This window comes from Pseudomonas sp. Wu6 (assembly GCF_019891515.1).
Lineage (GTDB): Bacteria > Pseudomonadota > Gammaproteobacteria > Pseudomonadales > Pseudomonadaceae > Aquipseudomonas > Aquipseudomonas orientalis_A.
Map to the genome: position 1 here is coordinate 57490 of NZ_JAFLXH010000023.1, position 21421 is coordinate 78910.

The 21421-nt window shown below is 59.2% G+C and carries 18 protein-coding genes and 1 pseudogene; 11 read left to right on the forward strand and 8 right to left on the reverse strand.

All coding sequences use genetic code 11. The features are described from left to right. Positions 1-138: 138 nt before the first annotated feature. From leuA to xseA, 3 genes are all read right to left on the reverse strand, one after another. On the reverse strand, positions 139-1818 hold the full coding sequence (gene leuA / locus J1G34_RS17065; RefSeq protein WP_065891513.1) for a 2-isopropylmalate synthase: 1680 nt from the start codon (positions 1816-1818) through the stop codon (positions 139-141). Between the two features lie 320 nt (positions 1819-2138). Next, positions 2139-2960 (reverse strand): M23 family metallopeptidase, encoded by an 822-nt coding sequence (locus tag J1G34_RS17070; RefSeq protein ID WP_065895830.1) that lies wholly within the window; start codon positions 2958-2960, stop codon positions 2139-2141. A gap of 3 nt (positions 2961-2963) precedes the next feature. Next, positions 2964-4343, reverse strand: coding sequence for an exodeoxyribonuclease VII large subunit (xseA, locus tag J1G34_RS17075; protein ID WP_065891542.1), 1380 nt, complete (start codon positions 4341-4343; stop codon positions 2964-2966). Positions 4344-4466: 123 nt separating this feature from the next. Between xseA and J1G34_RS17080 the strand changes: the two genes are divergently transcribed. The 4 genes from J1G34_RS17080 to guaA all read left to right on the forward strand — a co-directional run bounded on the left by J1G34_RS17080 (position 4467) and on the right by guaA (position 9297). Continuing rightward, a complete protein-coding gene (locus J1G34_RS17080; protein ID WP_065936628.1) occupies positions 4467-5234 on the forward strand; it encodes a sulfite exporter TauE/SafE family protein in 768 nt (255 codons plus the stop codon). A gap of 143 nt (positions 5235-5377) precedes the next feature. Next, entirely contained in the window at positions 5378-5926 is a 549-nt protein-coding gene (locus tag J1G34_RS17085; RefSeq protein WP_065891516.1) for a sugar ABC transporter ATPase, read from the forward strand. Positions 5927-6168: 242 nt separating this feature from the next. After that, a complete protein-coding gene (gene guaB, locus J1G34_RS17090) occupies positions 6169-7638 on the forward strand; it encodes an IMP dehydrogenase (protein WP_015885726.1) in 1470 nt (489 codons plus the stop codon). An 81-nt stretch (positions 7639-7719) separates the two neighbouring features. Next, on the forward strand, positions 7720-9297 hold the full coding sequence (gene guaA / locus J1G34_RS17095) for a glutamine-hydrolyzing GMP synthase (RefSeq protein ID WP_065887494.1): 1578 nt from the start codon (positions 7720-7722) through the stop codon (positions 9295-9297). Positions 9298-9439: 142 nt separating this feature from the next. Here guaA and J1G34_RS17100 read toward each other — a convergent pair whose 3' ends face one another. After that, entirely contained in the window at positions 9440-9751 is a 312-nt protein-coding gene (locus J1G34_RS17100) for a hypothetical protein (RefSeq protein ID WP_065891518.1), read from the reverse strand. 298 nt (positions 9752-10049) lie between these two features. Further along, a complete protein-coding gene (locus J1G34_RS27260) occupies positions 10050-10271 on the reverse strand; it encodes a hypothetical protein (RefSeq protein WP_237140444.1) in 222 nt (73 codons plus the stop codon). On the opposite strand from J1G34_RS27260, the pseudogene J1G34_RS27685 reads away from it, so the two are divergent. The 4 genes and pseudogenes from J1G34_RS27685 to J1G34_RS17115 form a co-directional block, all read left to right on the forward strand. Further along, a pseudogene (locus tag J1G34_RS27685) lies at positions 10272-11159 on the forward strand (cache domain-containing protein); the annotation flags it as partial. A gap of 87 nt (positions 11160-11246) precedes the next feature. Then, a complete protein-coding gene (locus J1G34_RS27690) occupies positions 11247-12014 on the forward strand; it encodes a methyl-accepting chemotaxis protein (protein ID WP_431602867.1) in 768 nt (255 codons plus the stop codon). A gap of 463 nt (positions 12015-12477) precedes the next feature. Then, positions 12478-13458: a sterol desaturase family protein gene (locus tag J1G34_RS17110; RefSeq protein WP_122461284.1), complete on the forward strand. Its 981-nt coding sequence runs from the start codon at positions 12478-12480 to the stop codon at positions 13456-13458. A gap of 80 nt (positions 13459-13538) precedes the next feature. Then, positions 13539-14171: an NAD(P)H-dependent oxidoreductase gene (locus J1G34_RS17115; RefSeq protein ID WP_065895827.1), complete on the forward strand. Its 633-nt coding sequence runs from the start codon at positions 13539-13541 to the stop codon at positions 14169-14171. Between the two features lie 140 nt (positions 14172-14311). On the opposite strand, the gene J1G34_RS17120 is transcribed toward J1G34_RS17115, so the two are convergent. The 3 genes from J1G34_RS17120 to treR form a co-directional block, all read right to left on the reverse strand. Beyond that, positions 14312-15037, reverse strand: coding sequence for a hypothetical protein (locus tag J1G34_RS17120; RefSeq protein ID WP_122560895.1), 726 nt, complete (start codon positions 15035-15037; stop codon positions 14312-14314). A 27-nt stretch (positions 15038-15064) separates the two neighbouring features. Then, positions 15065-15616, reverse strand: coding sequence for a helix-turn-helix domain-containing protein (locus J1G34_RS17125; RefSeq protein WP_122560894.1), 552 nt, complete (start codon positions 15614-15616; stop codon positions 15065-15067). Positions 15617-15792: 176 nt separating this feature from the next. Further along, entirely contained in the window at positions 15793-16497 is a 705-nt protein-coding gene (gene treR, locus J1G34_RS17130) for a trehalose operon repressor (protein ID WP_065887498.1), read from the reverse strand. Between the two features lie 255 nt (positions 16498-16752). Between treR and treP the strand changes: the two genes are divergently transcribed. From treP to J1G34_RS17145, 3 genes are all read left to right on the forward strand, one after another. Further along, positions 16753-18195 carry a PTS system trehalose-specific EIIBC component gene (gene treP / locus J1G34_RS17135; protein ID WP_065891522.1) on the forward strand — a complete coding sequence of 481 codons (1443 nt, stop codon included), beginning with the start codon at positions 16753-16755 and terminating at the stop codon, positions 18193-18195. 118 nt (positions 18196-18313) lie between these two features. Beyond that, on the forward strand, positions 18314-19960 hold the full coding sequence (treC, locus tag J1G34_RS17140; RefSeq protein ID WP_065891523.1) for an alpha,alpha-phosphotrehalase: 1647 nt from the start codon (positions 18314-18316) through the stop codon (positions 19958-19960). Between the two features lie 164 nt (positions 19961-20124). Then, positions 20125-21345 (forward strand): maltoporin, encoded by a 1221-nt coding sequence (locus J1G34_RS17145; protein ID WP_065887501.1) that lies wholly within the window; start codon positions 20125-20127, stop codon positions 21343-21345. Positions 21346-21421: the final 76 nt, after the last annotated feature.

The following is a 21421-nucleotide window of genomic DNA, read 5'->3' on the forward strand; positions in this document are numbered from 1 at the left end:
CACATTTGAAGGTATTCACAAGTCAAAAAGTGGGAGGGGGCTTGCCCCCGATGAGGCCATCACCAGCACCACCCTAACCCAAAGCAAAAAGGCCCCTGGATTCTTACCCAGGGGCCTTTTGCATGGCGCCGATAACGCTTACGCCGCCTTCGCTTCCTGCTGGCTCAACGAGCGGTTCAGCGCACTGAACAGCGCCTTGAAGCTTGCCGTGGTGATGTTTTCATCAATCCCCACGCCATGCACCGGACGCTCGCCGTTCACGCGCAGTTCGATGTAGGCCGCCGCCTTGGCGTTGGTGCCCGCGCCAATCGCGTGTTCGTTGTAATCCATGATCTCCACACCGATCGGCAAGCCGGCCACCAGCGCTTCCAGCGCGCCGTTGCCTTTGCCTTTCCAGTGCAGGTTGGTTTCGCCCTGGCCCTTGCCGGAGACTTCCACTTCCACATAGCTGTTGCCGTTTTCTTCCTGCAGGCGGTGGCTGACCAGCGCATACGGAGTGTTGGCTTGCAGGTATTCACGCTGCAGCAATGCGTAGATCTGCGGTGCAGTCATTTCCAGGCCCACGCGGTCGGTTTCGGCCTGTACCACCTGGCTGAATTCGATCTGCATGCGGCGCGGCAAGCTGATGTCGTATTCCTGTTCCAGCAGGTAGGCGATGCCGCCCTTGCCCGACTGGCTGTTCACCCGGATCACCGCTTCGTAGCTGCGACCGATGTCGGCCGGGTCGATCGGCAAGTACGGTACTTCCCACAGTGCATCGTCTTTCTGCTGGGAGAAGCCCTTGCGGATCGCGTCCTGGTGCGAGCCGGAGAACGCGGTGTGCACCAGGTCGCCGACATACGGATGACGCGGGTGCACCTGGATCTGGTTGCACTCCTCGACGACTTTGCGCACGCCGTCGATGTCGGAGAAGTCCAGCTGCGGGTCGAGGCCCTGGGTGTACATGTTCAGTGCCACGGTGACCAGGTCGACGTTACCGGTGCGCTCGCCGTTGCCGAACAGGCAGCCTTCGACACGGTCGGCGCCGGCCATCAGGCCCAGTTCGGTGGCGGCCACGCCGGTGCCACGGTCGTTGTGGGTGTGCAGGCTGATGATCACGCTGTCACGGCGGTTGATATGGCGACCGAACCACTCGATCTGGTCGGCGTAGATATTCGGCGTGGCACATTCCACGGTGGCCGGCAGGTTGAGGATCATCTTGTGCTCGGGCGTCGGGTTCCACACCTCGATCACTGCGTCACAGACTTCCTTGGCGAACTCCAGCTCCGTAGCGCTGAAGGTTTCCGGCGAATATTCGAAGGTCCACTGGGTCTCGGGCTGCTGCGCGGCGTATTTGACGAACAGCTTGGCGGCGTTGACCGCGATGGCCTTGATGCCGTCCTTGTCCTGGTTGAACACAATGCGGCGGAACGACGGCGACGTGGCATTGTACAAATGCACGATGGCCTTTTTGGCGCCGCGCAGGGATTCGAAGGTGCGCGCGATCAAGTCTTCACGGCCCTGGGTCAGCACCTGGATGGTGGTGTCCTCGGGGATGTGGTTGTCTTCGATCAGGGTGCGCACGAAATCAAAATCGGTTTGCGATGCGGCCGGGAAGGAGGCTTCGATTTCCTTCACACCAACGGCAACCAGAGTCTTCCAGAAGCGCAGCTTTTTCGCCGCGTCCATCGGTTCGATCAGCGACTGGTTGCCATCACGCAGGTCGGAGCTGCACCAGATCGGCGCGCTGGTGATGGTTTTCGACGGCCAGGTGCGGTCCGGGATATCGATGGTCGGGAACGCGCGGTACTTCGAAGACGGGTCTTTGAGCATGCTCATCGCAAAATCCTTTGTTGTAGGGCCGAGAAGAGGCGGCCTGCCGAATCACTATTATTGGGGACGACGCTTGGGCGAGACAGATCGATTCAGCCTGGCAGTCGTGCGCTGACGAGGCACAGACTGCGGTGCTGGCGGCGCTGAATGAGGGTGTGAGAGGTTTTCATAAGCTCAACCCTAACCGCCGGGGTGAAAGATGGCAAGCAGTCGAAAAAAATTGAGATAAGTTCTGCTATTTGCGTGTGAATAGCGATTTTATGGCTGGATAAACAACTATATCTAAATTTAATTGCGCGACCTTTATCGGGTGCGCAATCGAATGATCAGGGTTGGAAAGCACCGATGAAGATCGCCGGGTCGACCCGCGCGTCGTTCAGGCTGACGTTCCAGTGCATATGCGGCCCGGTTGCCCGGCCGGTCGAGCCAACCTTGCCCACGACCGCGCCGCGCGCCAGTTGGTCACCGACTTTCACGTCAATCTTCGACATATGGCAGAACATGCTGATAAAGCCCTGGCCATGGTCGACGAACACGGTGTTGCCGTTGAAGAAGTAGTTACCGGTCAGGATCACCTTGCCAGCCGCCGGCGTCTTGATCGGTGTGCCCGCACCCACGGCAAAGTCCAGGCCCGAATGGGGATTGCGCTCCTCGCCATTGAAGAAACGTCTTACCCCAAACTTGCTCGACAGCGGCCCGTTGACCGGCTTGTCCAGCAGCAGATTGCTCGGTGTGTTCGGGCTGAAACTGCGGTAGGCCTTGAGCTGCACGGCCAGTTCGCCCTCGATGCGCTTGAGTTGCGCCGGTTCCGGGTTGACCTGGCTTTTGTTCTTCAAGGTGATGCGTTGCTCGGGGTATTTCTTGAAGCCCACCACGAACGGCAGCTGGCGCCCGCCACTGGTGATGCGTTCGGTGCCCGGCTTGACCGTCAACGGGATACCCACAATCGCCAGCCAGGTGTTTTGTTCCTTCACCACCAGCACCGGTCTGTTCAGGTAGGTGGCCTTGGGTGCGGTCGCCGCCGTGCCCAGGTCCACGACAGCGACGCCACCGGGCACCGGCTTGTTCAGCAGGCGGGTGATGTAGCTGTCGGCGTGGGCATTGAAGGTCAGGCAAACAAGCATCAACAAGCTGAGAAAGCGTGGCATCGGTCAATCCAGGAGAGAAAGGGTAACGGGGGTCAGGTGGTTGTCTTCCACCCGCACCTGCAGTTGGCCTTCACCGAGGCGTGCGGTCAGGCGCTGGCCGGTGTGGGTTTGCGCGGCATTGCGAATCGCTTGGCCGCGCTCGTCGAGCAGGATGCTGTAGCCACGGCCCAGGGTGGCCAGCGGGCTGACCACGTGCAGCGTCTGCACCTGGCTTTGCAGTTGCAGGCGCCGCGCCTTGAGGCCTTCGCGCATGGCGCGGGGCAGGCGCTCGGCGAGGCTGTCCAGGCGCTGGCGCAGCAAGGCCAGTTGACGCCCCGGATGTTGGCCGGCGAGGCGGGTTTCCAGGCGAATCAGGCGTTCGCGACGGGTATTGAGGCTGCGCTCGAACGCGCGGCGCAGGCGCATGTCCAGGTCATCCAGGCGCTGGGCCTGCTGGCGCAGGCGTTCGCCAGGGTGTCGCAGGCGTCGGGCCATGCCCTCCAGGCGCAGGCGATCATGGCGCAGGCGGTTGTGCATCAACAGCACCAGGCGGCGCTGCAGGTTTTCGACCTGGCGCACCAGGTGACTGGCGTCCGGTGCCAGCAGTTCAGCGGCAGCGGAGGGGGTAGGGGCGCGCACGTCCGCCACGAAGTCGCTGATCGATACATCGGTTTCATGGCCGACCGCGCTGACGATGGGCGTGACGCAGGCGTCCACCGCCCGGGCCACGGCTTCTTCGTTGAAGCACCAGAGGTCTTCCAGCGAGCCGCCGCCACGGGCCAGGATCAGCGCGTCGAAGCCGCGTGCGTCGGCCAGCTTCAGCGCACGCACAATCTGTGCGATGGCTTCGCGGCCCTGTACGGCGGTCGGGATCAAGGTCAATTCAATGTTCGGCGCGCGGCGGCGGAAAACGCTGATGATGTCGCGAATCACCGCGCCGGTTGGCGAACTGATGATGCCGATGCGCCGAGGATGCGCCGGCAAGGGTACCTTGCGCTCGGCACTGAACAGGCCTTCGGCGCTGAGCTTTTCCTTCAAGGCATCGAAGGCCAGGCGCAACGCGCCATCACCGGCAGGCTCCACGGTGTCGAGGATCAACTGGTAGTCGCCACGGCCCTCGAACAGCGAGACCTTGCCGCGCACCTTCACCGCCAGGCCGTCCTTCAACGCCTGGCGTACCCGCGCGGCGTTGTTGCGAAACAGCGCGCAACGCACCTGGGCGCCGCTGTCCTTGAGGGTGAAATACACGTGGCCCGAAGCCGGGCGGGCGAGGTTGGAGATTTCGCCTTCCACCCAGATATTGGTGAACACGTCTTCCAGCAACACCCGCGCGCGGCCGTTGAGCTGGCTGACAGTCAGGACTTCGCGGTCCAGGCCCAGTCGGGCAAAAGGATCTTTAATCATGGGCGGCAGTTTATAGGCATTCGTGCCAGGTTTGACAGAACTGCTCCACCCGCGTGCGTCTTCGTGCTGGCGCAATGCTCACGGATGACTAAAGTGTCGGCATTCTCTTTCAAGGAATTACCCATGAGTGCGGTTGAGCTGATGAGCCAGTGGTCGTTCGGCGCAGTTGAGTGGCTGGTGATCGGTCTCGGTATCGTTGTGGCCTATATCGTTTTCGGTATTGCCGGCTTTGGGACGGCGCTGGTGGCAGGGCCTGTGCTTATTCTGTTCATGCCGCTGTCGAAGATCATTCCGCTGTTGGTGTTGCTGGATTTTGTCGCCGCCTTTGGTGGCCTGCTGCAGACACGTCGGGATGTCAGCAAGCCGGAATTGCTGCGGCTGCTGCCGTGCATGGCCATCGGTTGCACCTTGGGTGTGGTGTTTTTGCTCAATCTGCATTCGGATCTTTTGCTGTTGTTGATGGGGCTGTTTATCAGTGCCTATGCGGTCTACAGCCTGGCAGTGAAGGCGCGGCCCACGCAGTTGGCGGCGGGTTGGTCGATTCCCATGGGCACGGTCGGCGGCTTGTTTGGCGCGCTGTTCGGCAGTGGCGGCTTTTTATATGCGATCTACCTGAACAGCCGCCTGTCCAAGGAGGCGGCGCGGGCCACGCAAAGTGCGTTGATCAGTTGCAGCACCGTGGTGCGCCTGAGCCTGTTTCTGATTGCCGGGGTGTATGCCGATTTGCCGCTGCTGCTGTTGGCACTGTGCCTGTTGCCGGCGATGGCGCTGGGCTTGTGGTGCGGGCGCAGGCTGACGATGCGCATGTCTCGCGAGGCGTTTGTGCGGTTGGTGACGTGGTTGGTGCTGGCCAGTGGGATTGCGTTGATTGGGCGGTATTTGAGTACTTGACCTGTGTGGGGCAGGGATTAAGCTGCCAGCCTTTAGAGCGCCATCGGGGGCAAGCCCCCTCCCACAGTTGACTGTGTTCACAATTCAAAATGTGGGAGGGGAATTGCCCCCGATGGCGTCAGCAGCCACACCGCAGGACTCCCATGAATTCCCAAAGCATCCTTGTCCCGAAAATCTCCACCTTGCCCGTCCACGAACCCCGCGCCCGGGCAATCGTGCGCTGGCTGGTGCGCAAGAACATCATCAAGGAGGAACTGACCACCTGCGGGCGCACCGGCAACCGCATGGCCTACGCCCTGGCCGACGGCGCCCGCGCGGTGGTGCTGCACCCGCAAGCGCTGCCGTTCAACGAGCCGGTCAATGGCCTGGAAATCATCTACAAGCGCTGCATCTACACGCCGGCCAAGGGTTTTCTCGAAGAAGCCGGCTGCCCGGAGTGCCTGAAGGAAGTCGGCGAAGCGCTGTTCGAAAGCCTGGAAGACTGGATGCCCGGCCACACCGATAACTTCACCTGCCCGCTGTGTGGGCATGAAGACGACATCAATGGCTTTCTGTTTCTGCAGGAATGCGGGTTTTCCAACCTGGGATTTATTTTCAACAATTGGGCGGAGGCGGGGTTCAAGCAAAGCTTTATCGATGAGTTTGCCGATTGGCTGGATCAGAAGATCGCGTGGGTCAAGGTCGAGCTTTAACCCCGACCTGATCGTTCCCACGCTCCGCGTGGGAATGCATCCTGTGACGCTCCGCGTCACTATTAAAGACGGGACGCAGAGCGTCCAGGGGCGGCATTCCCACGCAGAGCGTGGGAACGATCAGGGTGGCGAAATTTTTCCATCTATCACTATTCCCAAATATGTCAGAGTTTTACATTGAGACCTGAGGGGTGTCTGAGTATAATGGCGCGCTTCCATTTTCCCGCTCGGGAGCCCCCGCGATGCTGCGTATCAGCCAAGAAGCTCTGACATTCGACGACATTCTCCTAGTGCCCGGTTATTCCGAGGTGCTCCCTAACGAAGTCAGTCTCAAGACCCGCCTAACCCGTGGCATCGAGCTGAATATTCCCCTGGTTTCCGCTGCCATGGACACCGTCACCGAAGCCCGTCTGGCCATCGCCATGGCTCAGGAAGGCGGCATCGGCATCATCCACAAGAACATGACCATCGAGCAGCAAGCTGCCGAAGTGCGCAAGGTCAAGCGTTACGAAGCGGGTGTGGTGAAAGATCCCATCACCATCGAAGCCGACGCCACCGTACGTGATCTGTTCGAGCTGACCCGCCTGCACAACATCTCCGGCGTTCCGGTGCTGCACGATGGCGACCTGGTCGGCATCGTCACTTCCCGTGACGTGCGTTTCGAGAACCGTCTTGAAGTCACCGTCCGCGAAGTGATGACGCCTAAAGAGCGCCTGGTCACGGTCAAGGAAGGCGCCGACAAGAACGATGTGCGCGAACTGCTGCACAAGCACCGCATCGAGCGCGTGCTGATCGTCGACGACAAATTCGCCCTCAAAGGCATGATGACCGTCAACGACATCGAAAAAGCCAAGGCTTACCCGCTGGCCAGCAAGGATGACCAGGGTCGTCTGCGCGTCGGCGCTGCGGTCGGCACCGGTAAAGACACCGGTGACCGCGTTTCGGCGCTGGTCGCCGCCGGTGTTGACGTGGTGGTGGTCGACACCGCTCACGGTCACTCCAAAGGCGTGATCGACCGCGTGCGCTGGGTCAAGCAGAACTTCCCTGACGTCCAGGTGATCGGCGGCAACATCGCCACCGGCGCTGCCGCCAAGGCCCTGGCCGAAGCGGGCGCTGACGCGGTCAAGGTCGGTATCGGCCCTGGCTCGATCTGCACCACGCGTATCGTTGCCGGTGTGGGCGTGCCGCAAATCAGCGCCATCGCCAATGTCGCCGCTGCCCTTGAAGGCACCGGCGTACCGTTGATCGCCGACGGCGGCATCCGGTTCTCCGGTGACCTGTCCAAGGCCATCGTGGCCGGTGCTTCCTGCGTGATGATGGGCTCGATGTTCGCCGGTACTGAAGAAGCACCAGGCGAGATCGAACTGTTCCAGGGCCGCTCCTACAAGGCTTACCGCGGCATGGGTTCGCTGGGCGCCATGTCCCAGGCGCAAGGTTCTTCCGACCGTTACTTCCAGGACTCCTCGGCAGGCGCCGAGAAGCTCGTCCCGGAAGGCATCGAAGGCCGTGTGCCATACAAGGGCACCCTGAGCGCGATCATCCATCAACTGATGGGCGGCCTGCGTTCCTCGATGGGCTACACCGGCAGCGCCGACATCGAAGAAATGCGCACCAAGCCAGAGTTCGTACGGATCACCGGCGCCGGCATGGCTGAATCCCATGTCCACGACGTGCAGATCACCAAGGAAGCGCCAAACTACCGCGTAGGTTGAGGCTTCCAGCAAAACGTTAAGTAACCGGGGCTGTTCTTTCAGCCCCGAGTTGTTTCTGATTCATTAGACGAGACTGACTTCATGGCCCTCGACATTCACGCCCACCGCATCCTGATCCTCGACTTCGGTTCCCAATACACCCAACTGATCGCCCGCCGCGTGCGTGAAATCGGCGTGTACTGCGAACTGCACCCGTTCGACATGGATGACGAAGCGATCCGCGAATTCGCACCGAAAGGCGTCATCCTCGCCGGTGGCCCCGAGTCCGTGCACGAAGCCAACAGCCCGCGCTGCCCGCAAGCGGTCTTCGACCTGGGCGTACCGGTGTTCGGCATCTGCTACGGCATGCAGACCATGGCCGAGCAACTGGGCGGCAAGGTTGAAGGTTCCGAGCTGCGTGAATTCGGTTATGCGCGCGTCGACGTGGTCGGCAAGAGCCGCCTGCTGGACGGTATCGAAGACCACATCGACGCCGACGGCCTGTTCGGCCTCGACGTGTGGATGAGCCACGGTGACAAGGTCACCAAAATGCCGCAGGACTTCCACATCCTGGCCAGCACCCCGAGCTGCCCGATCGCCGGCATGTTCAGCGACGAGCGTCGTTACTACGGCGTGCAGTTCCACCCGGAAGTGACCCACACCAAGCAAGGCGGGCGCATCCTGTCGCGCTTCATCCTCGACATCTGCGAGTGTGAAGCCCTGTGGACCCCGTCGAAAATCGCTGAAGACGCCATCGCCAACGTCCGCGCCCAGGTTGGCACAGACAACGTGTTGCTCGGTCTGTCCGGCGGCGTCGACTCCTCCGTAGTCGCCGCGCTGCTGCACAAAGCCATCGGCGACCAGTTGACCTGCGTCTTCGTCGACAACGGCCTGCTGCGCCTGCACGAAGGTGAGCAAGTGATGGCCATGTTCGCCGAGAACATGGGCGTCAAGGTGATCCGCGCCAACGCCGAGGACCAGTTCCTCAACAACCTGGCCGGCGAGTCCGACCCGGAGAAGAAGCGCAAGATCATCGGCCGCACCTTCATCGATGTCTTCGATGCCCAGTCCAACAAACTGGACAACATCAAATACCTCGCCCAGGGCACCATCTACCCCGACGTGATCGAGTCGGCCGGCGCCAAGAGCGGCAAGGCCCACGTGATCAAGTCCCACCACAACGTGGGTGGCCTGCCTGAGGAAATGAACCTCAAGCTGGTCGAGCCGCTGCGCGAACTGTTCAAGGACGAAGTCCGCCGTCTGGGCCTGGAACTCGGCCTGCCGTACGACATGGTCTACCGCCACCCCTTCCCGGGCCCGGGCCTGGGCGTGCGCATCCTCGGCGAAGTGAAAAAGGAATACGCCGACCTGCTGCGCCGCGCCGACCACATCTTCATCGAAGAACTGCGCAAGGCCGACTGGTACCACAAGGTCAGCCAGGCATTCGTGGTATTCCAGCCGGTCAAGTCTGTAGGCGTCGTAGGCGATGGCCGTCGTTACGCGTGGGTTGTGGCGTTGCGTGCGGTGGAGACTATCGACTTCATGACGGCGCGTTGGGCACACCTGCCGTACGAACTGCTGGAAACGGTCAGCGGCCGTATCATCAATGAAATCGAAGGTATTTCGCGCGTTACTTACGACGTGTCGAGCAAGCCGCCGGCGACGATTGAGTGGGAATGATTGGACGTCCGGCATTGTCCGGCACTATCTAGCAAGAAATGCCCTGGAGCCCGCTTAATTGCGGGCTTTTGGCTTTTTGGGACTGGAAAAATTCTGGCAGCTCTGCGCATCGCCAAATCCCTTGTGTCCTGTTGCCGATGGATTACCGGCGGCCTTCGCACACCGGTGATTCGCCGATGCGGCCTTCCTTGCACAGGTCAATGTTATCTGTGCGCTTGAAACCGGAGTCTTTCATGCAATAAAACTGCGTGAGTACCTCGTCAATAGGCGTCGTGTCTCCCGTCCCTGTAAGGTTGGTATAGCCGCATGCGGTCATGGCGTGCTTGACACCCTCTTGCGAGACCCCGCTTTTTTTCCAATTGGTAAATTCCGGCGGCGGCGGTTGAAAGCCTCTACCCGTGCAGCCGATCAATAATAACGCGCAAAAACTCAACAGCAGATTCCTGGTAACCATGTCGTCTTCCCTGATGGTATGACTCGCAAAGCATATGATACGCCGTCGTCTGACTCTTTCTAGAAAGGCCTGCACACGCCCTGGTCGTTATTCACTGTTTATCGCCGCCGGAATGCAGTCGTTTGTCCTCGTAATTATTTGAGGGCAGCGACATCTGCAGGGCTCACAGCCACTTTTATCAGGCGCTACGTTCCAAACGGCATTCGCGTAGATGACTGTAAAGATTGCGCGACGCAGGCCGATATCGCTTTTGCGGCGACTCGCGTCCAGCAGGTTTGCTCCGGGTGCGTTATCTCACTTATTTCAGGTAGTGATCTGCAAAATGAAAATAAAAAACAAGCTCGTCCTGGCTTTTGTACTCGTCGCATTCATCCCCGTAAGTCTGGTGGCCGTGATCTCTGTACTCAATACCCGGTCCGAAGCGGTCAGCCAGTTCATGGATGGCAGCACCCGAGAAATACGCCAGATCGACGGTAATATCCGGCAGTTTTTTGATGGTACGCAGCAAAACGTCGATCAAATGGCTACAGACCCTTTCTACACATCGGTCGCCAGCCTAAAGCACTACGAGGCTGCTGATGCAGCCAGTCAGCCGCTGCCTGCGGCAGCCCGGCAAGTCATCGATGCGTTTGCCCGGTATGGCGCGACGCATCCGGCTGCGGCAATCCTGTCCATTGGCCTGGAAGACGGCAGTTACGCGAAATGGCCGGATGACCCTCAGTTGTCGAAATACGACCCGCGTACGCGCCCGTGGTACAAGGCCGCCATGGCCAGCCCCGGTAAAGCGGTAAGGACCGCGGCGTATTACTACGAAAAGGATGCGGTAGCGCTGGTTGGTAGCGCCAGGGCCATGCTCGATGAAGCAGGCAAGGCCAAGGGCGTGTTTGTGGTAAGCGTATCGCTGACCAACCTCACCGAACTGGTCAAAAGCATCAAGCTCGGCGAAAGCGGCTATGTGATGCTCATCGAAGACGGCACTGTACTGGTCGATCCGCGTGATGCCGGGCACAGCTTCAAGCAGCTCAAGGATCTGGGTGAGCCTTACGCCAAACTGGCCGCCACTGCGCAAGGTTCAACCGAAGTGGAAATCAACGGCGTCCGGTACATGGCAAACGTGTGGACATCGCCGGGTCTGGGCTGGCGTTACGTGGGGTTGATTGAGTACAGCGAAGTCATGGCCGAGGCCACACGCATGACCTACGTGACGGTTGCGATCGTGGTGGTGCTGGTGCTGCTTTTTGCACTGCTGGCGGCGGCTTTCGCCAAGGTTATCGTCAAGCCCATCGGCCAGGTCAGCACCGGGCTTCAGTCAATTGCTGAAGGTGAGGGCGACCTGCGCCGTGATCTTGATGTGCAGGGCAAAGACGAAACCGCCGAGCTGGCAGGCTGGTTCAACAAGTTTCTCGCCGCAATACGCCAGTTGATCCAGAGCATCGGCGCGGCATCGACCAACCTGCAGGATGCTTCGCGTGTGAACAGCGAAGTGGCCACTAACATGAACCAGGCGGCTGGACGCCAGCGTGAGGCGGTGGAGTTGGTGTCCACGGCGTTCAATGAAATGGTCGCCACTGCTAATGAAGTGGCGCGCTCGTGCAGCGCTGCGGCCAATTCCGCCGAGAGTGGTCATCATCGTGTCGCCGAAGGTAAAGAGCAGATTGAGTTGACCACCGACAACGTCAATCGCCTGGGGCGTCGCCTGACCGAATCTTCACAGTCCATGGTGGAGCTGGAGGAGGGTAGTCGCAGTATCAACCAGATTCTGGGCACCATCCGCGCCATCGCGGAGCAGACCAACTTGCTGGCACTGAACGCGGCAATCGAAGCGGCACGGGCCGGTGACCAGGGGCGAGGGTTTGCGGTGGTCGCAGATGAAGTTCGAGCGCTGGCCAAGCGTACCTCGGATTCCACTGGGGAAATCGATCAGTTGCTCAGCGCGCTCGGTAGCAAGACTCAAGAAGTGTCGCAGAAGATGGAAAGTTGCCTGGAGCTGTCACGCGCCAGCGTTTCCTCCATTGGAAACGCACGTGAAAGCTTTGAAGGCATCCAGCTGTCGGTGAATGAGATCCGGGATCAGAACCTGCAGATATCCGCCGCCGCCGAAGAGCAACATAGTGTGGCCGAAGACATCAACAAGCATATCCAGCAGATCTACGACGAGGCGCAACTGGTCGAGAGCCTCGCCAGTTCTGCGCAGGAAGACTCGGGTCGGCTTTCGCATCTGTCCAATGAGCTGAACGGGCTGGTAGGGCGCTTCAAGTCGTAAGTACGTGAGGGCCGGGAGGCACTGACTAGCGTGCAGCTCTAGATTCGCAGTTGCGCCGGAAGTCGTTTAACCAATGCCAGTCAGTTATCACTGACTGGCATTTTTTTGGATAGAAATCTGCGAAGTAAGAGCCGTTGTTTTCAATAAACGACGTTCCAATCAGTGCCCGAACGTAGCCCGTGCGGCTGACACGCCTGACCACGGGGAAATCAGTCCACCCGCATGCCCTAAGACTATCTGACTGATTCAACTAAGTTTTTAGCGAAACCTGCGCTGAAAATAACCTGTTACGTACCGTTAATTAACCGTTAACCAACTTATCTTGGGCATTAAGTCATGGGCAGTATCCATATAGCCCGGTGCAACAGAAAATCCGACCGGGTCTGCACGGAGAGTAAAGACAAAGCGAGGCTATCCATGGCCTCAAAACAATAACAAAAGAATAAATGGCGAGGTACTTACGATGACGATGCATGACATTTGGGAATCAATTGTCGCGTTCTATGAACCGACTCTGGAAATAATGAGCTTGTGGGCCTGGGGCCTTCCTCTGTTCGTCTCAGTGCTTGCGGTGATGTTCATCATCTCGCAAAAGTGGCAGAGCCCCCTGACCCTCCGCTCTCTGGCCAATGCAGCCTTTCCCAAGGAGCAATACGACAACCCCTCATCTCGCGTGGATATGTGGAACGGTATCATCCTGTTGATGCTCGGTTTTCCCCTGGTAGGCGTCTTCGCCGTCAATGGGATCGCTATTGCTGACAATGTCGGCGCTTATATCACCGCTGAGTTCGGCGTCCGAGCCCCGTTGATGACGTCAACCTGGCTGATCATCTCCGTTCAGTTTCTGACCTATTTCCTCAGTGTCGACTTCGTCGGGTACTGGATACATCGCTGGTGCCATACCAACGCACTGATGTGGCATCTTCACAAACCTCACCATACCGCCGAGACACTGACGCCCTGGACGTTATTTCGCCAGCACCCCATCGAGTTCTTTGGCCTCAATATCATCCCGGCGGTGGTCGGCGGGGCCTTCACCGGTCTGGTGCTTTATGCGACGGGCAGCCAAATCCACCCAGGCATGGTGGTTGCCGTTACCACAATGGCCTACATCTGCTTCTTTGTTATCGATGTGTTTTCTCACGTCCATCTGCCGATCTCCTACGGATGGATGAACCGGATCGTTTTGGCGCCTGTCATGCACAACCTCCACCACAGCATGGAACCCCATCACTGGGACAAGAACAATGCAGTCGTACTGACACTCTGGGACTGGATGTTCGGAACACTCTACTTACCCAAGAAGGGCGAAAGCTGGCGTTGGGGGTGTAACGACGAAGAGTACGGTGCCAACAATCCGCACAATACCCTGAAGGGCTTCTATATCGATCCTTTCAAAACCCTCTGGCGTCACGTGAAGGACGGACAAAGCCCGAATCCGTGATGGTTTCGGAGCACTCGGGAAGCACCCAGGGTTTAAGCACACCAGGCAATCGCAGGCTCAATTGCGTTAAGGGAATCATCATGGCATTGAAAGACACGCTTCATTGGCGCTATGCAACTAAAAGCTACAACGACGACAAGGTCGCGCAAGAAAAAATTGATTCGATCCTGGAGGCCATACGCCTGGCCCCCAGCAGTTCGGGCCTGCAGCCTTTCAAGGTGTTAATCATCACTAACCCTGAGTTGAAGGCGCAATTGCAGCCGATTTGCGCCAATCAACAGCAAATCTCCACATCGTCACACTTGTTGATTTTTGCAGCCTGGGATGAGTACACACCTGAGCGGATCAATGCATTTTTTGAATACAGCAACGGGATACGTAACTTGCCTGCCAGTGTCACCGATGATTACCGGTTATCGCTGCTCGATTCTTTTGGCAGCATGAGCAAGGAGCAGCAGTATGTTCATGCGTCCAAACAGTGCTACATCGGCTTGGGATTCGCGTTGGTAGCGGCAGCCGAACTGGGCGTGGATGCAACACCCATGGAAGGGTTCGACAACCAGGCAGTGAACGCGCTGCTGAAGCTTCCCGAGCAGGGGTTGAACAGTTCCGTTCTCTTGGCCCTGGGCTACCGGGATACTGAAAGCGATTGGCTGGTAAAGCTCGAAAAGGTCCGGCGCGACAAGGCGCATATGTTCGTCGAGATTGCGTAGGGTCTACTCCGGATAATTTCAAACAACACAGGGTGTAATCAGCAGGGCAGATAAAATGTGCCTGCATGCCGGTTCAGGCGCCGTTGCCGAGACCCCATGCAGGCCATGCACGTTGCGCAAGGCATTCCCACACTCAGCTTCTATTGAACGGCCTCGTCTGCCTTGCCGGGGCTTGGTATGGCCTTGTCACTGGCAGGCGACGCCCGTCTCGTACGCCACATCTGACCGACGTCCAGCGGGCGTGCGATCAGCAGCTCTGCCGATACACTCGACGGACCAAATGTGCGCACTTCATACATCGCTTCGAAGGCGTCGCTATTGCCTAGCACGGTCTTCAAGCGACTCAGCTCGGCACTGTCCGATGCAATTTTCGCGGCCTCAATCAGTGCCGGATCCATAATGCCGGCAACGACGACGATGTGATTGCCTGCGGGTCCCGGAAAGCGAGCAAGGTACGCATAATCACGACGCATGATTCTGTCAGTGGAGGGTTCGGCCCAATCAGATTGAAATTTATCCCCGGTCGCTAGATCCACAAGGGTATCGCCGCTGGCCGACAGCGAAAATCCGGAGAGATCAAAAAACGGCTCCTGCAGATCACCGAGCGTGTCGAGTAAACCCACATAGACAATATCGTGATCACTCAGCATCTCATTGGTGAAACGTGAGGTTGTCACATGCTTGATCAGGCTCGAATTTCCCGACCTGATTGCGACCATGACGGGCATCACCGAAACCAGCGCTGATGCGAGCCCACTCGGCAAGTGATAGGCATTCATGTCGACATACTTTTGGCCGGGCACAGGCATCCGCTGTTTGTACTTATTGAGGTCCTCGCTGGAAGCGATGGTGGAATCAGCGACCATACGCAGAATGGAACCGTCAGTGCCTTGTTAACCGAATACATAAAAATCACCGGAAACGATGAGTAGCGGTGCCAGATTCTTCGCGATACCACTCCAGAGCGTGCTGTCGATCCGCGAATCACTGGGTGATTTGCCTACCAACCAGAGCCAGCACAGCGCGTTGAGCGTGAGGAAAAGCGCCGCGACGGCTAAATACCGCCAATCAAGGAAACGTCGGCGCACAGGGTCGGCGTAGTTGTCTTGCTCTTCGGGCACAACGACGACCAGACGATATTCACCACGTGGAAGGATAAGCCGCTCGCCACGCTCATCGACGGGCGCCGCATCGAGTTTTTTTCGCAACCGATGAATATGCACGCGAACCGTTGCATCAGCCGCGAGATCCACGCTGGCGGATCGACCAAACACGACGAGTGCAATCTCGATTTCTTTGGTTGCGGTCGCCGTCAGCGATCGTTCGAGGAGAAACTCGAAAAGACGAATGATCTGTTGCGATTTACCGAGCGCACCACTCTTCAAGAGTCTGTGCGCGTGCGCTGTGAGCCGATCTACCTGGTCAACTTCCTGCGACTTGTCCATTTCACACCCTGACTGCGCTCGTCGCCATTGAGGATAAGGCGATGAGCTCGACCTAAGCATAGGCGGCAGGTCGTCCGCATCCGTATCCCAAATTGGCACTTAGCCAAGCGCACAACCATTGGCGTTGCGAAAAAGAGGTCGGCGCACACTGGGTCAGCGGGTTTCCCGGCTTGCGCTTACCGCCGCGCAATATCCGAAAAGTAGAACTTGTCCAGCGTATGCCGCGACTCGGTGTACTCGAACTGCCGCCCGTCCTGCAAAAACGTCTGGTTACTCACCACGATCACATGGCTTTGCCCGTCAAGGTCCAGGTGCGCCTGGTCGTCCTTGCTGCGCGGCAGGGCTTCGATGGTGCGTTGGGCATAGCTGATCTGCAGCTGCAGCGTCTGCTCGATAAACGCGTAGATCGACTGCTCGGCAATCGAGCGGTCCAGGCCGGGGATCAGGTCGGCGACGAAGTGGTTGATGTCCAGGATCACCCGTTTGCCGCCAATGCGCCGTACCCGCTTGATCCGGGTGATCAGTGTGCCGGGTTCAGCCTCGATGTGCTGTTGCAATGAGCCTTCCAGCGGCACTTGGGTGAACTCGACCACTTCGGTGCGTATGTCATCGCCCAGGTCGGCGTGGGTTTCATGGAAGCTCACGATGCCGCCCAGTTGAAACTCGATCGGGTTCGGCGACAACACAAAGGTGCCTTTGCCGTGGATCTTCTGCGCGAAACCGCGCTCCTGCAACTGCTCGATCGCTCGACGCACCGTGCCTCGGCTGGCCTGGTAGCTGTCCATCAGTTCGGTTTCGGAGGGAAGGCGCGTGCCGCGCTGCAGGCGTTCGGTGGTGATGCTGGCAAGCAGATCGGTATAGATCTGGTTGTATTTGCTCATGGGATGGCTCGATGCCCGGCTCTATGAAGGTGAACGGCGCTTTCAAGGCAGGAACCTTAGTGGCACCTGTGGGGTTTGTCCATTCGCCACTGGCGCAGGGGGTGGAAATGTCTGACGGACCATTTGCAAAAGTTAAACAAAATTGTAACTCGTATAGACGAGTTGTTGATTTCACTCGTACAGACGAGTAATTTGCCCTCTCGGCGTGCTGCCAATGACTGCCACCCATAAAAACAATCACAGTGGAAAACGAGCATGAGCCACGACTATTCGATGATTGCCCGCGAGATTCTCGAGAACCTCGGGGGGCGCGACAACCTTGAGCAAGCTGCCCACTGCGTGACGCGCCTGCGCCTGGCGCTCAAGGACCCCAGCCTGGTCAACAGCAGTGCGTTGAACCAGGTCGACCTGGTCAAGGGATCGTTCTTCACCGGCGGTTTGTTCCAGGTGGTGATCGGCCCCGGCGAAGTGGAAAAGGTCTACGCCGCCTTGCGCGACGTCACGGGGCTGGCGGCATCGACCATCGCCGATGTGAAGCGCAAGGGCGCCGACAAGACCAACCCGATGCAGCGCCTGGTGCGGGTGTTCTCCGATGTGTTCATGCCGATCCTGCCGGCGCTGATCATTGCCGGCCTGCTCATGGGCATCAACAACCTGATGGGCGCCAAGGGCATGTTCATCGAGGGCCAGACGCTGCTGGAGGCGTATCCGAACCTGGATGGCCTGTGGAGCCTGATCAACCTGATGGCCAACACCTCGTTTGTGTTCCTGCCGGCACTGGTGGGTTGGTCGGCGGCCAAGCGTTTTGGCGGCAGTGAAATCCTCGGCATCGTGCTGGGCCTGATGCTGGTTCACCCGGACCTGCTCAACGCCTGGAACTACGGCAAGGCAGTCGCCGGCCTCGACGGCCAGAGCCTGCCGTACTTCGATATTCTTGGCTGGTTCCAGATCGAGAAAGTGGGCTACCAGGGGCAGATCCTGCCAATTCTGATGGCGGCCTACGTCATGAGCGTGATCGAAAAATGGCTGCGGGCACGGGTGCCCAACGCCATCCAGCTGCTCGTGGTGCCTATCACCACCATCGTTGTGACCGGCGTGCTGGCCTTGGCCATTATTGGCCCGGTCACCCGGCACCTGGGCATCCTGATTACCGAGGGTGTGGTGACATTGTTCGACCTGGCACCGATGGTCGGCGGCGCGATTTTCGGCCTGCTCTATGCCCCACTGGTCATCACCGGCATGCACCACATGTTCCTCGCCGTGGACCTGCAGTTGATCTCGACCCAGGGCGGCACCTTTATCTGGCCGATGATCGTCATGTCCAACCTGGCCCAGGGCAGCGCCGCACTGGCTGTGTTCTACATGAGCCGCAATGCGCGGGACAAGAGCATGGCGTCGACGTCGGCGATTTCCGCCTACTTCGGTATCACTGAGCCGGCGATGTTCGGCGTGAACCTGCGTTTCAAGTTTCCATTCTATGCCGCGCTGCTGGGCTCGGCGCTGGGCAGCATTTTCCTGTCGCTGAACAAGGTGCAGGCGTCGGCCATCGGCGTCGGTGGCCTGCCTGGATTTATCTCGATCGTGCCGAGCGCCATTGCGATGTTTGTGATCGGCATGGCGGTGGCGATTGTCGTGCCCTTTGTTGTGACCTGTGTGTTGAGCATGAAGATTGTTCGGCCTGGTTATCGGGTCGCCTGATCAACCGCCATCGGGGGCAAGCCCCCTCCCACATTTGAAATACATTCCACTGTGGGAGGGGGCTTGCCCCCGATGAGGCCCGCACGGCCAGCACCCAATTCTACTGAAGGAACCCACCATGCAAACCTGGCAACACTCGGTGATCTACCAGATCTACCCCAAAAGCTTCCACAGCCACGCGGGTAACGCCACCGGTGACCTGCTGGGCATCGTCGACAAGCTCGACTACCTGCAATGGCTGGGCATCGATTGCCTGTGGGTCACCCCGTTCCTGCGCTCACCGCAGCGCGACAACGGCTACGACATCAGCGACTACTACGCCATCGATCCCAGCTACGGGACCATGGCCGATTGCGACCTGTTGATCAGCGAAGCGGCCAAGCGCGGTATCAGGTTGATGCTCGATATCGTGGTCAACCACACCTCCGTCGAGCATGAGTGGTTTCGGCAGGCGCGCAGCAGCCTCGACAATCCCTACCGCGACTTCTACATCTGGCGCGACCAGCCCAACAGCTGGGAATCCAAGTTCGGCGGCTCGGCCTGGGAATACGAGGCGCAAACCGGCCAGTACTACCTGCACCTGTTCGACCACACCCAGGCCGACCTCAACTGGGACAACCCCAAGGTGCGCGCCGAAGTCTTCAAGATGATGCGCTTCTGGCGTGACAAGGGCGTGGGCGGCTTTCGCCTGGATGTGATCAACCTGATCTCCAAGCCCGCGGATTTCCCCGACGACCACACCGATGGCCGGCGCTTCTACACCGACGGCCCCAACGTGCATGACTACCTGCAGCAAATGCACCGCGAAGTCTTTGAGGGCCATGACCTGATCAATGTCGGCGAAATGTCCTCCACCAGCCTGGAGCACTGCATTCGCTACTCCAATCCGGCGTCGAAAGAACTGTCGATGACCTTCAACTTTCATCACCTGAAAGTCGATTACCCGAACCTGCAGAAGTGGGTGGAGGCCGAGTTCGATTTCCTGCAACTCAAGCAGATCTTCTCCGACTGGCAGTCGGGCATGCAGGCCGGTGGCGGCTGGAACGCGCTGTTCTGGTGTAACCACGACCAGCCCCGGGTGGTCTCGCGGTTTGGCGATGACGGCGAGCATCGCGTGGTGTCGGCCAAGATGCTCGCCACCGCACTGCACTTGCTCCAGGGCACGCCTTATGTCTACCAGGGTGAGGAACTGGGCATGACCAATCCGGGCTTCGACAGGATCGACCAATACCGTGATGTGGAGACCCTGAATATCTTTCGCCTCAAGCGCAATGCCGGTGAATCCGAGGCGTCGAGCATGGCCGCGATCATGCAGAAGTCTCGCGACAACGGTCGCACGCCGATGCAGTGGAACAGTCAGCCCGGCGCCGGTTTCAGCAGCGGCGAGCCGTGGATCGGCATCCCGGCCAATGCGGCGCAGATCAACGTCGAGCGCCAACGGGATGATCCTGACTCGGTGCTGCATCACTACCGCGCGCTGATCGCCTTGCGTCGCCGTGAACCCCTGATCCAGGAAGGCATTTACCGCGAACTGCTGCAAGGCCATCCCCAGGTCTGGGCGTATCTGCGCGAAGGCCGGGGCGAACGCTTGCTGGTGGTCAACAACTTCTACGGCACGCCATGTGAAATCCAGTTGCCCGATCAGCTCGTCAACGCAGCGAGCGAGCAACGCTTGCTGATCAGCAATTACCCCGACTGCCCGGTGCGTACCGGCGCGGTGGCGCTGCGCCCGTACGAATCGTTTGTGCTGCACCTGACTGGTTGAAATGCCGCCTGTAGGAGCGAGCTTGCTCGCGAAGATCGTCAACGATAACGCGCCCTTCCAGGTGCAGCGCGGAGCCTGGAAGTGCTTCGCAAGCAAGCCCGCTCCTACAGGCGATCGCGTCACGCAAGACAGTAAGAAAAACAATAAAAATATCGGAGTGCTTTATGAAAACAACAATAAAGCTGGGCCTCGTTGCATCCTGCCTGAGCCTGCCCTTTGGTGCTCAAGCCCTGGAGTTTGGCGGTTACCTGCGCAGCGGCGCCGGCACCTCTACCGGCAGCGGCAAGCAGCAGTGCTTCCAATTGCCGGGCGCGCAAACCAAATACCGCCTGGGCAACGAATGCGAGCAGTACGGCGAACTTGAGTTGCGCCAGGACCTGCTGACCTTCGACGATGGCTCGGTGCTCAGCGTCGATGCCATGGCGTCGCTCTATAACAAGTACGACCGCGCCCTCAAATTCCAGGGCGAGGACAACGGCTCTGCGCGTATGCCGCAGATGTATGCGCAATGGTCCAACCTGCCCAGCCTCAATGGCGGTTCGCTGTGGGCCGGGCGGCGTTACTACAAGCGTAACGACATCCATATCTCCGACTTCTACTACTGGAACCAGAGCGCCACCGGTGGCGGGATCGAGGATGTGTTGATCGGCGGCTTGAAATACAGCTACGCGCTGTCACGCAAAGACAACCTCTACCAGAAGGAATACGCCACCCGGCATGACTTCAACGTGGCCGGCTTCAACACCAACCCTGGCGGCGAACTGGAGCTTGGCTTGAGCTACATCCAAAAGGCTGGCGGGCGTGACACCAACAGCGGCTGGGCGTTGACCGCGCAGCATGTGCAAAGCGCGTTCCTGGGCGGCAAGAACAAATTCGCGTTGCAGTATGGCGAAGGTCCTGGCACCGGCCTGGGCTACACCGGCAATACGCGGTTGGACAACAGCAGCAAAAGCTACCGTGCCGTGGAGTTTTTCGACTGGCAACTGACCCCGCGTTTTGGCGGGCAGGTGCAGGCGGTGTACCAGAAGGATGTGCGGCCCGGGCGTCAGGACCTGAACTGGCTGTCGCTCGGCGTGCGCCCGGCGTATGCCATCAGCGAGCAATTCAAACTGGTCACCGAGCTGGGGCACGATCAGGTCGAGGCCACGGGCGGTACGCGCAAGCTGAGCAAATTCACCTTCGCGCCGACCTGGTCGCCCAAGGGCCCGGAATTCTGGGCACGGCCGGAAGTGCGCTTGTACTACACCTATGCCACTTGGAACCAGGCGGCCAAGCGCGCGGCGAATGAGCTGGCGGCAGGTTCGGCGTTGTCCGACACCGGTGCCTACGGCACGGCGCGGCATGGGTCGAACATGGGGGTGCAAGTTGAATACTGGTGGAAATGACCCGCGACTTTAATGTGGAAGCAGGCTTGCCCGTGATGCGGTGTCACCGTCAACGCATGCATTGACTGGTCCGCCG

Coding starts and splice junctions, on each gene's coding strand:
- leuA (WP_065891513.1), bottom strand. CDS start 1,818: ATGAGCATGCTCAAAGACCCGTCTTCGAAGTACCGCGCGTTCCCGACC.
- J1G34_RS17070 (WP_065895830.1), bottom strand. CDS start 2,960: ATGCCACGCTTTCTCAGCTTGTTGATGCTTGTTTGCCTGACCTTCAAT.
- xseA (WP_065891542.1), bottom strand. CDS start 4,343: ATGATTAAAGATCCTTTTGCCCGACTGGGCCTGGACCGCGAAGTCCTG.
- J1G34_RS17080 (WP_065936628.1), top strand. CDS start 4,467: ATGAGTGCGGTTGAGCTGATGAGCCAGTGGTCGTTCGGCGCAGTTGAG.
- J1G34_RS17085 (WP_065891516.1), top strand. CDS start 5,378: ATGAATTCCCAAAGCATCCTTGTCCCGAAAATCTCCACCTTGCCCGTC.
- guaB (WP_015885726.1), top strand. CDS start 6,169: ATGCTGCGTATCAGCCAAGAAGCTCTGACATTCGACGACATTCTCCTA.
- guaA (WP_065887494.1), top strand. CDS start 7,720: ATGGCCCTCGACATTCACGCCCACCGCATCCTGATCCTCGACTTCGGT.
- J1G34_RS17100 (WP_065891518.1), bottom strand. CDS start 9,751: ATGGTTACCAGGAATCTGCTGTTGAGTTTTTGCGCGTTATTATTGATC.
- J1G34_RS27690 (WP_431602867.1), top strand. CDS start 11,247: ATGAACCAGGCGGCTGGACGCCAGCGTGAGGCGGTGGAGTTGGTGTCC.
- J1G34_RS17110 (WP_122461284.1), top strand. CDS start 12,478: ATGACGATGCATGACATTTGGGAATCAATTGTCGCGTTCTATGAACCG.
- J1G34_RS17115 (WP_065895827.1), top strand. CDS start 13,539: ATGGCATTGAAAGACACGCTTCATTGGCGCTATGCAACTAAAAGCTAC.
- J1G34_RS17120 (WP_122560895.1), bottom strand. CDS start 15,037: ATGGTCGCTGATTCCACCATCGCTTCCAGCGAGGACCTCAATAAGTAC.
- J1G34_RS17125 (WP_122560894.1), bottom strand. CDS start 15,616: ATGGACAAGTCGCAGGAAGTTGACCAGGTAGATCGGCTCACAGCGCAC.
- treR (WP_065887498.1), bottom strand. CDS start 16,497: ATGAGCAAATACAACCAGATCTATACCGATCTGCTTGCCAGCATCACC.
- treP (WP_065891522.1), top strand. CDS start 16,753: ATGAGCCACGACTATTCGATGATTGCCCGCGAGATTCTCGAGAACCTC.
- treC (WP_065891523.1), top strand. CDS start 18,314: ATGCAAACCTGGCAACACTCGGTGATCTACCAGATCTACCCCAAAAGC.
- J1G34_RS17145 (WP_065887501.1), top strand. CDS start 20,125: ATGAAAACAACAATAAAGCTGGGCCTCGTTGCATCCTGCCTGAGCCTG.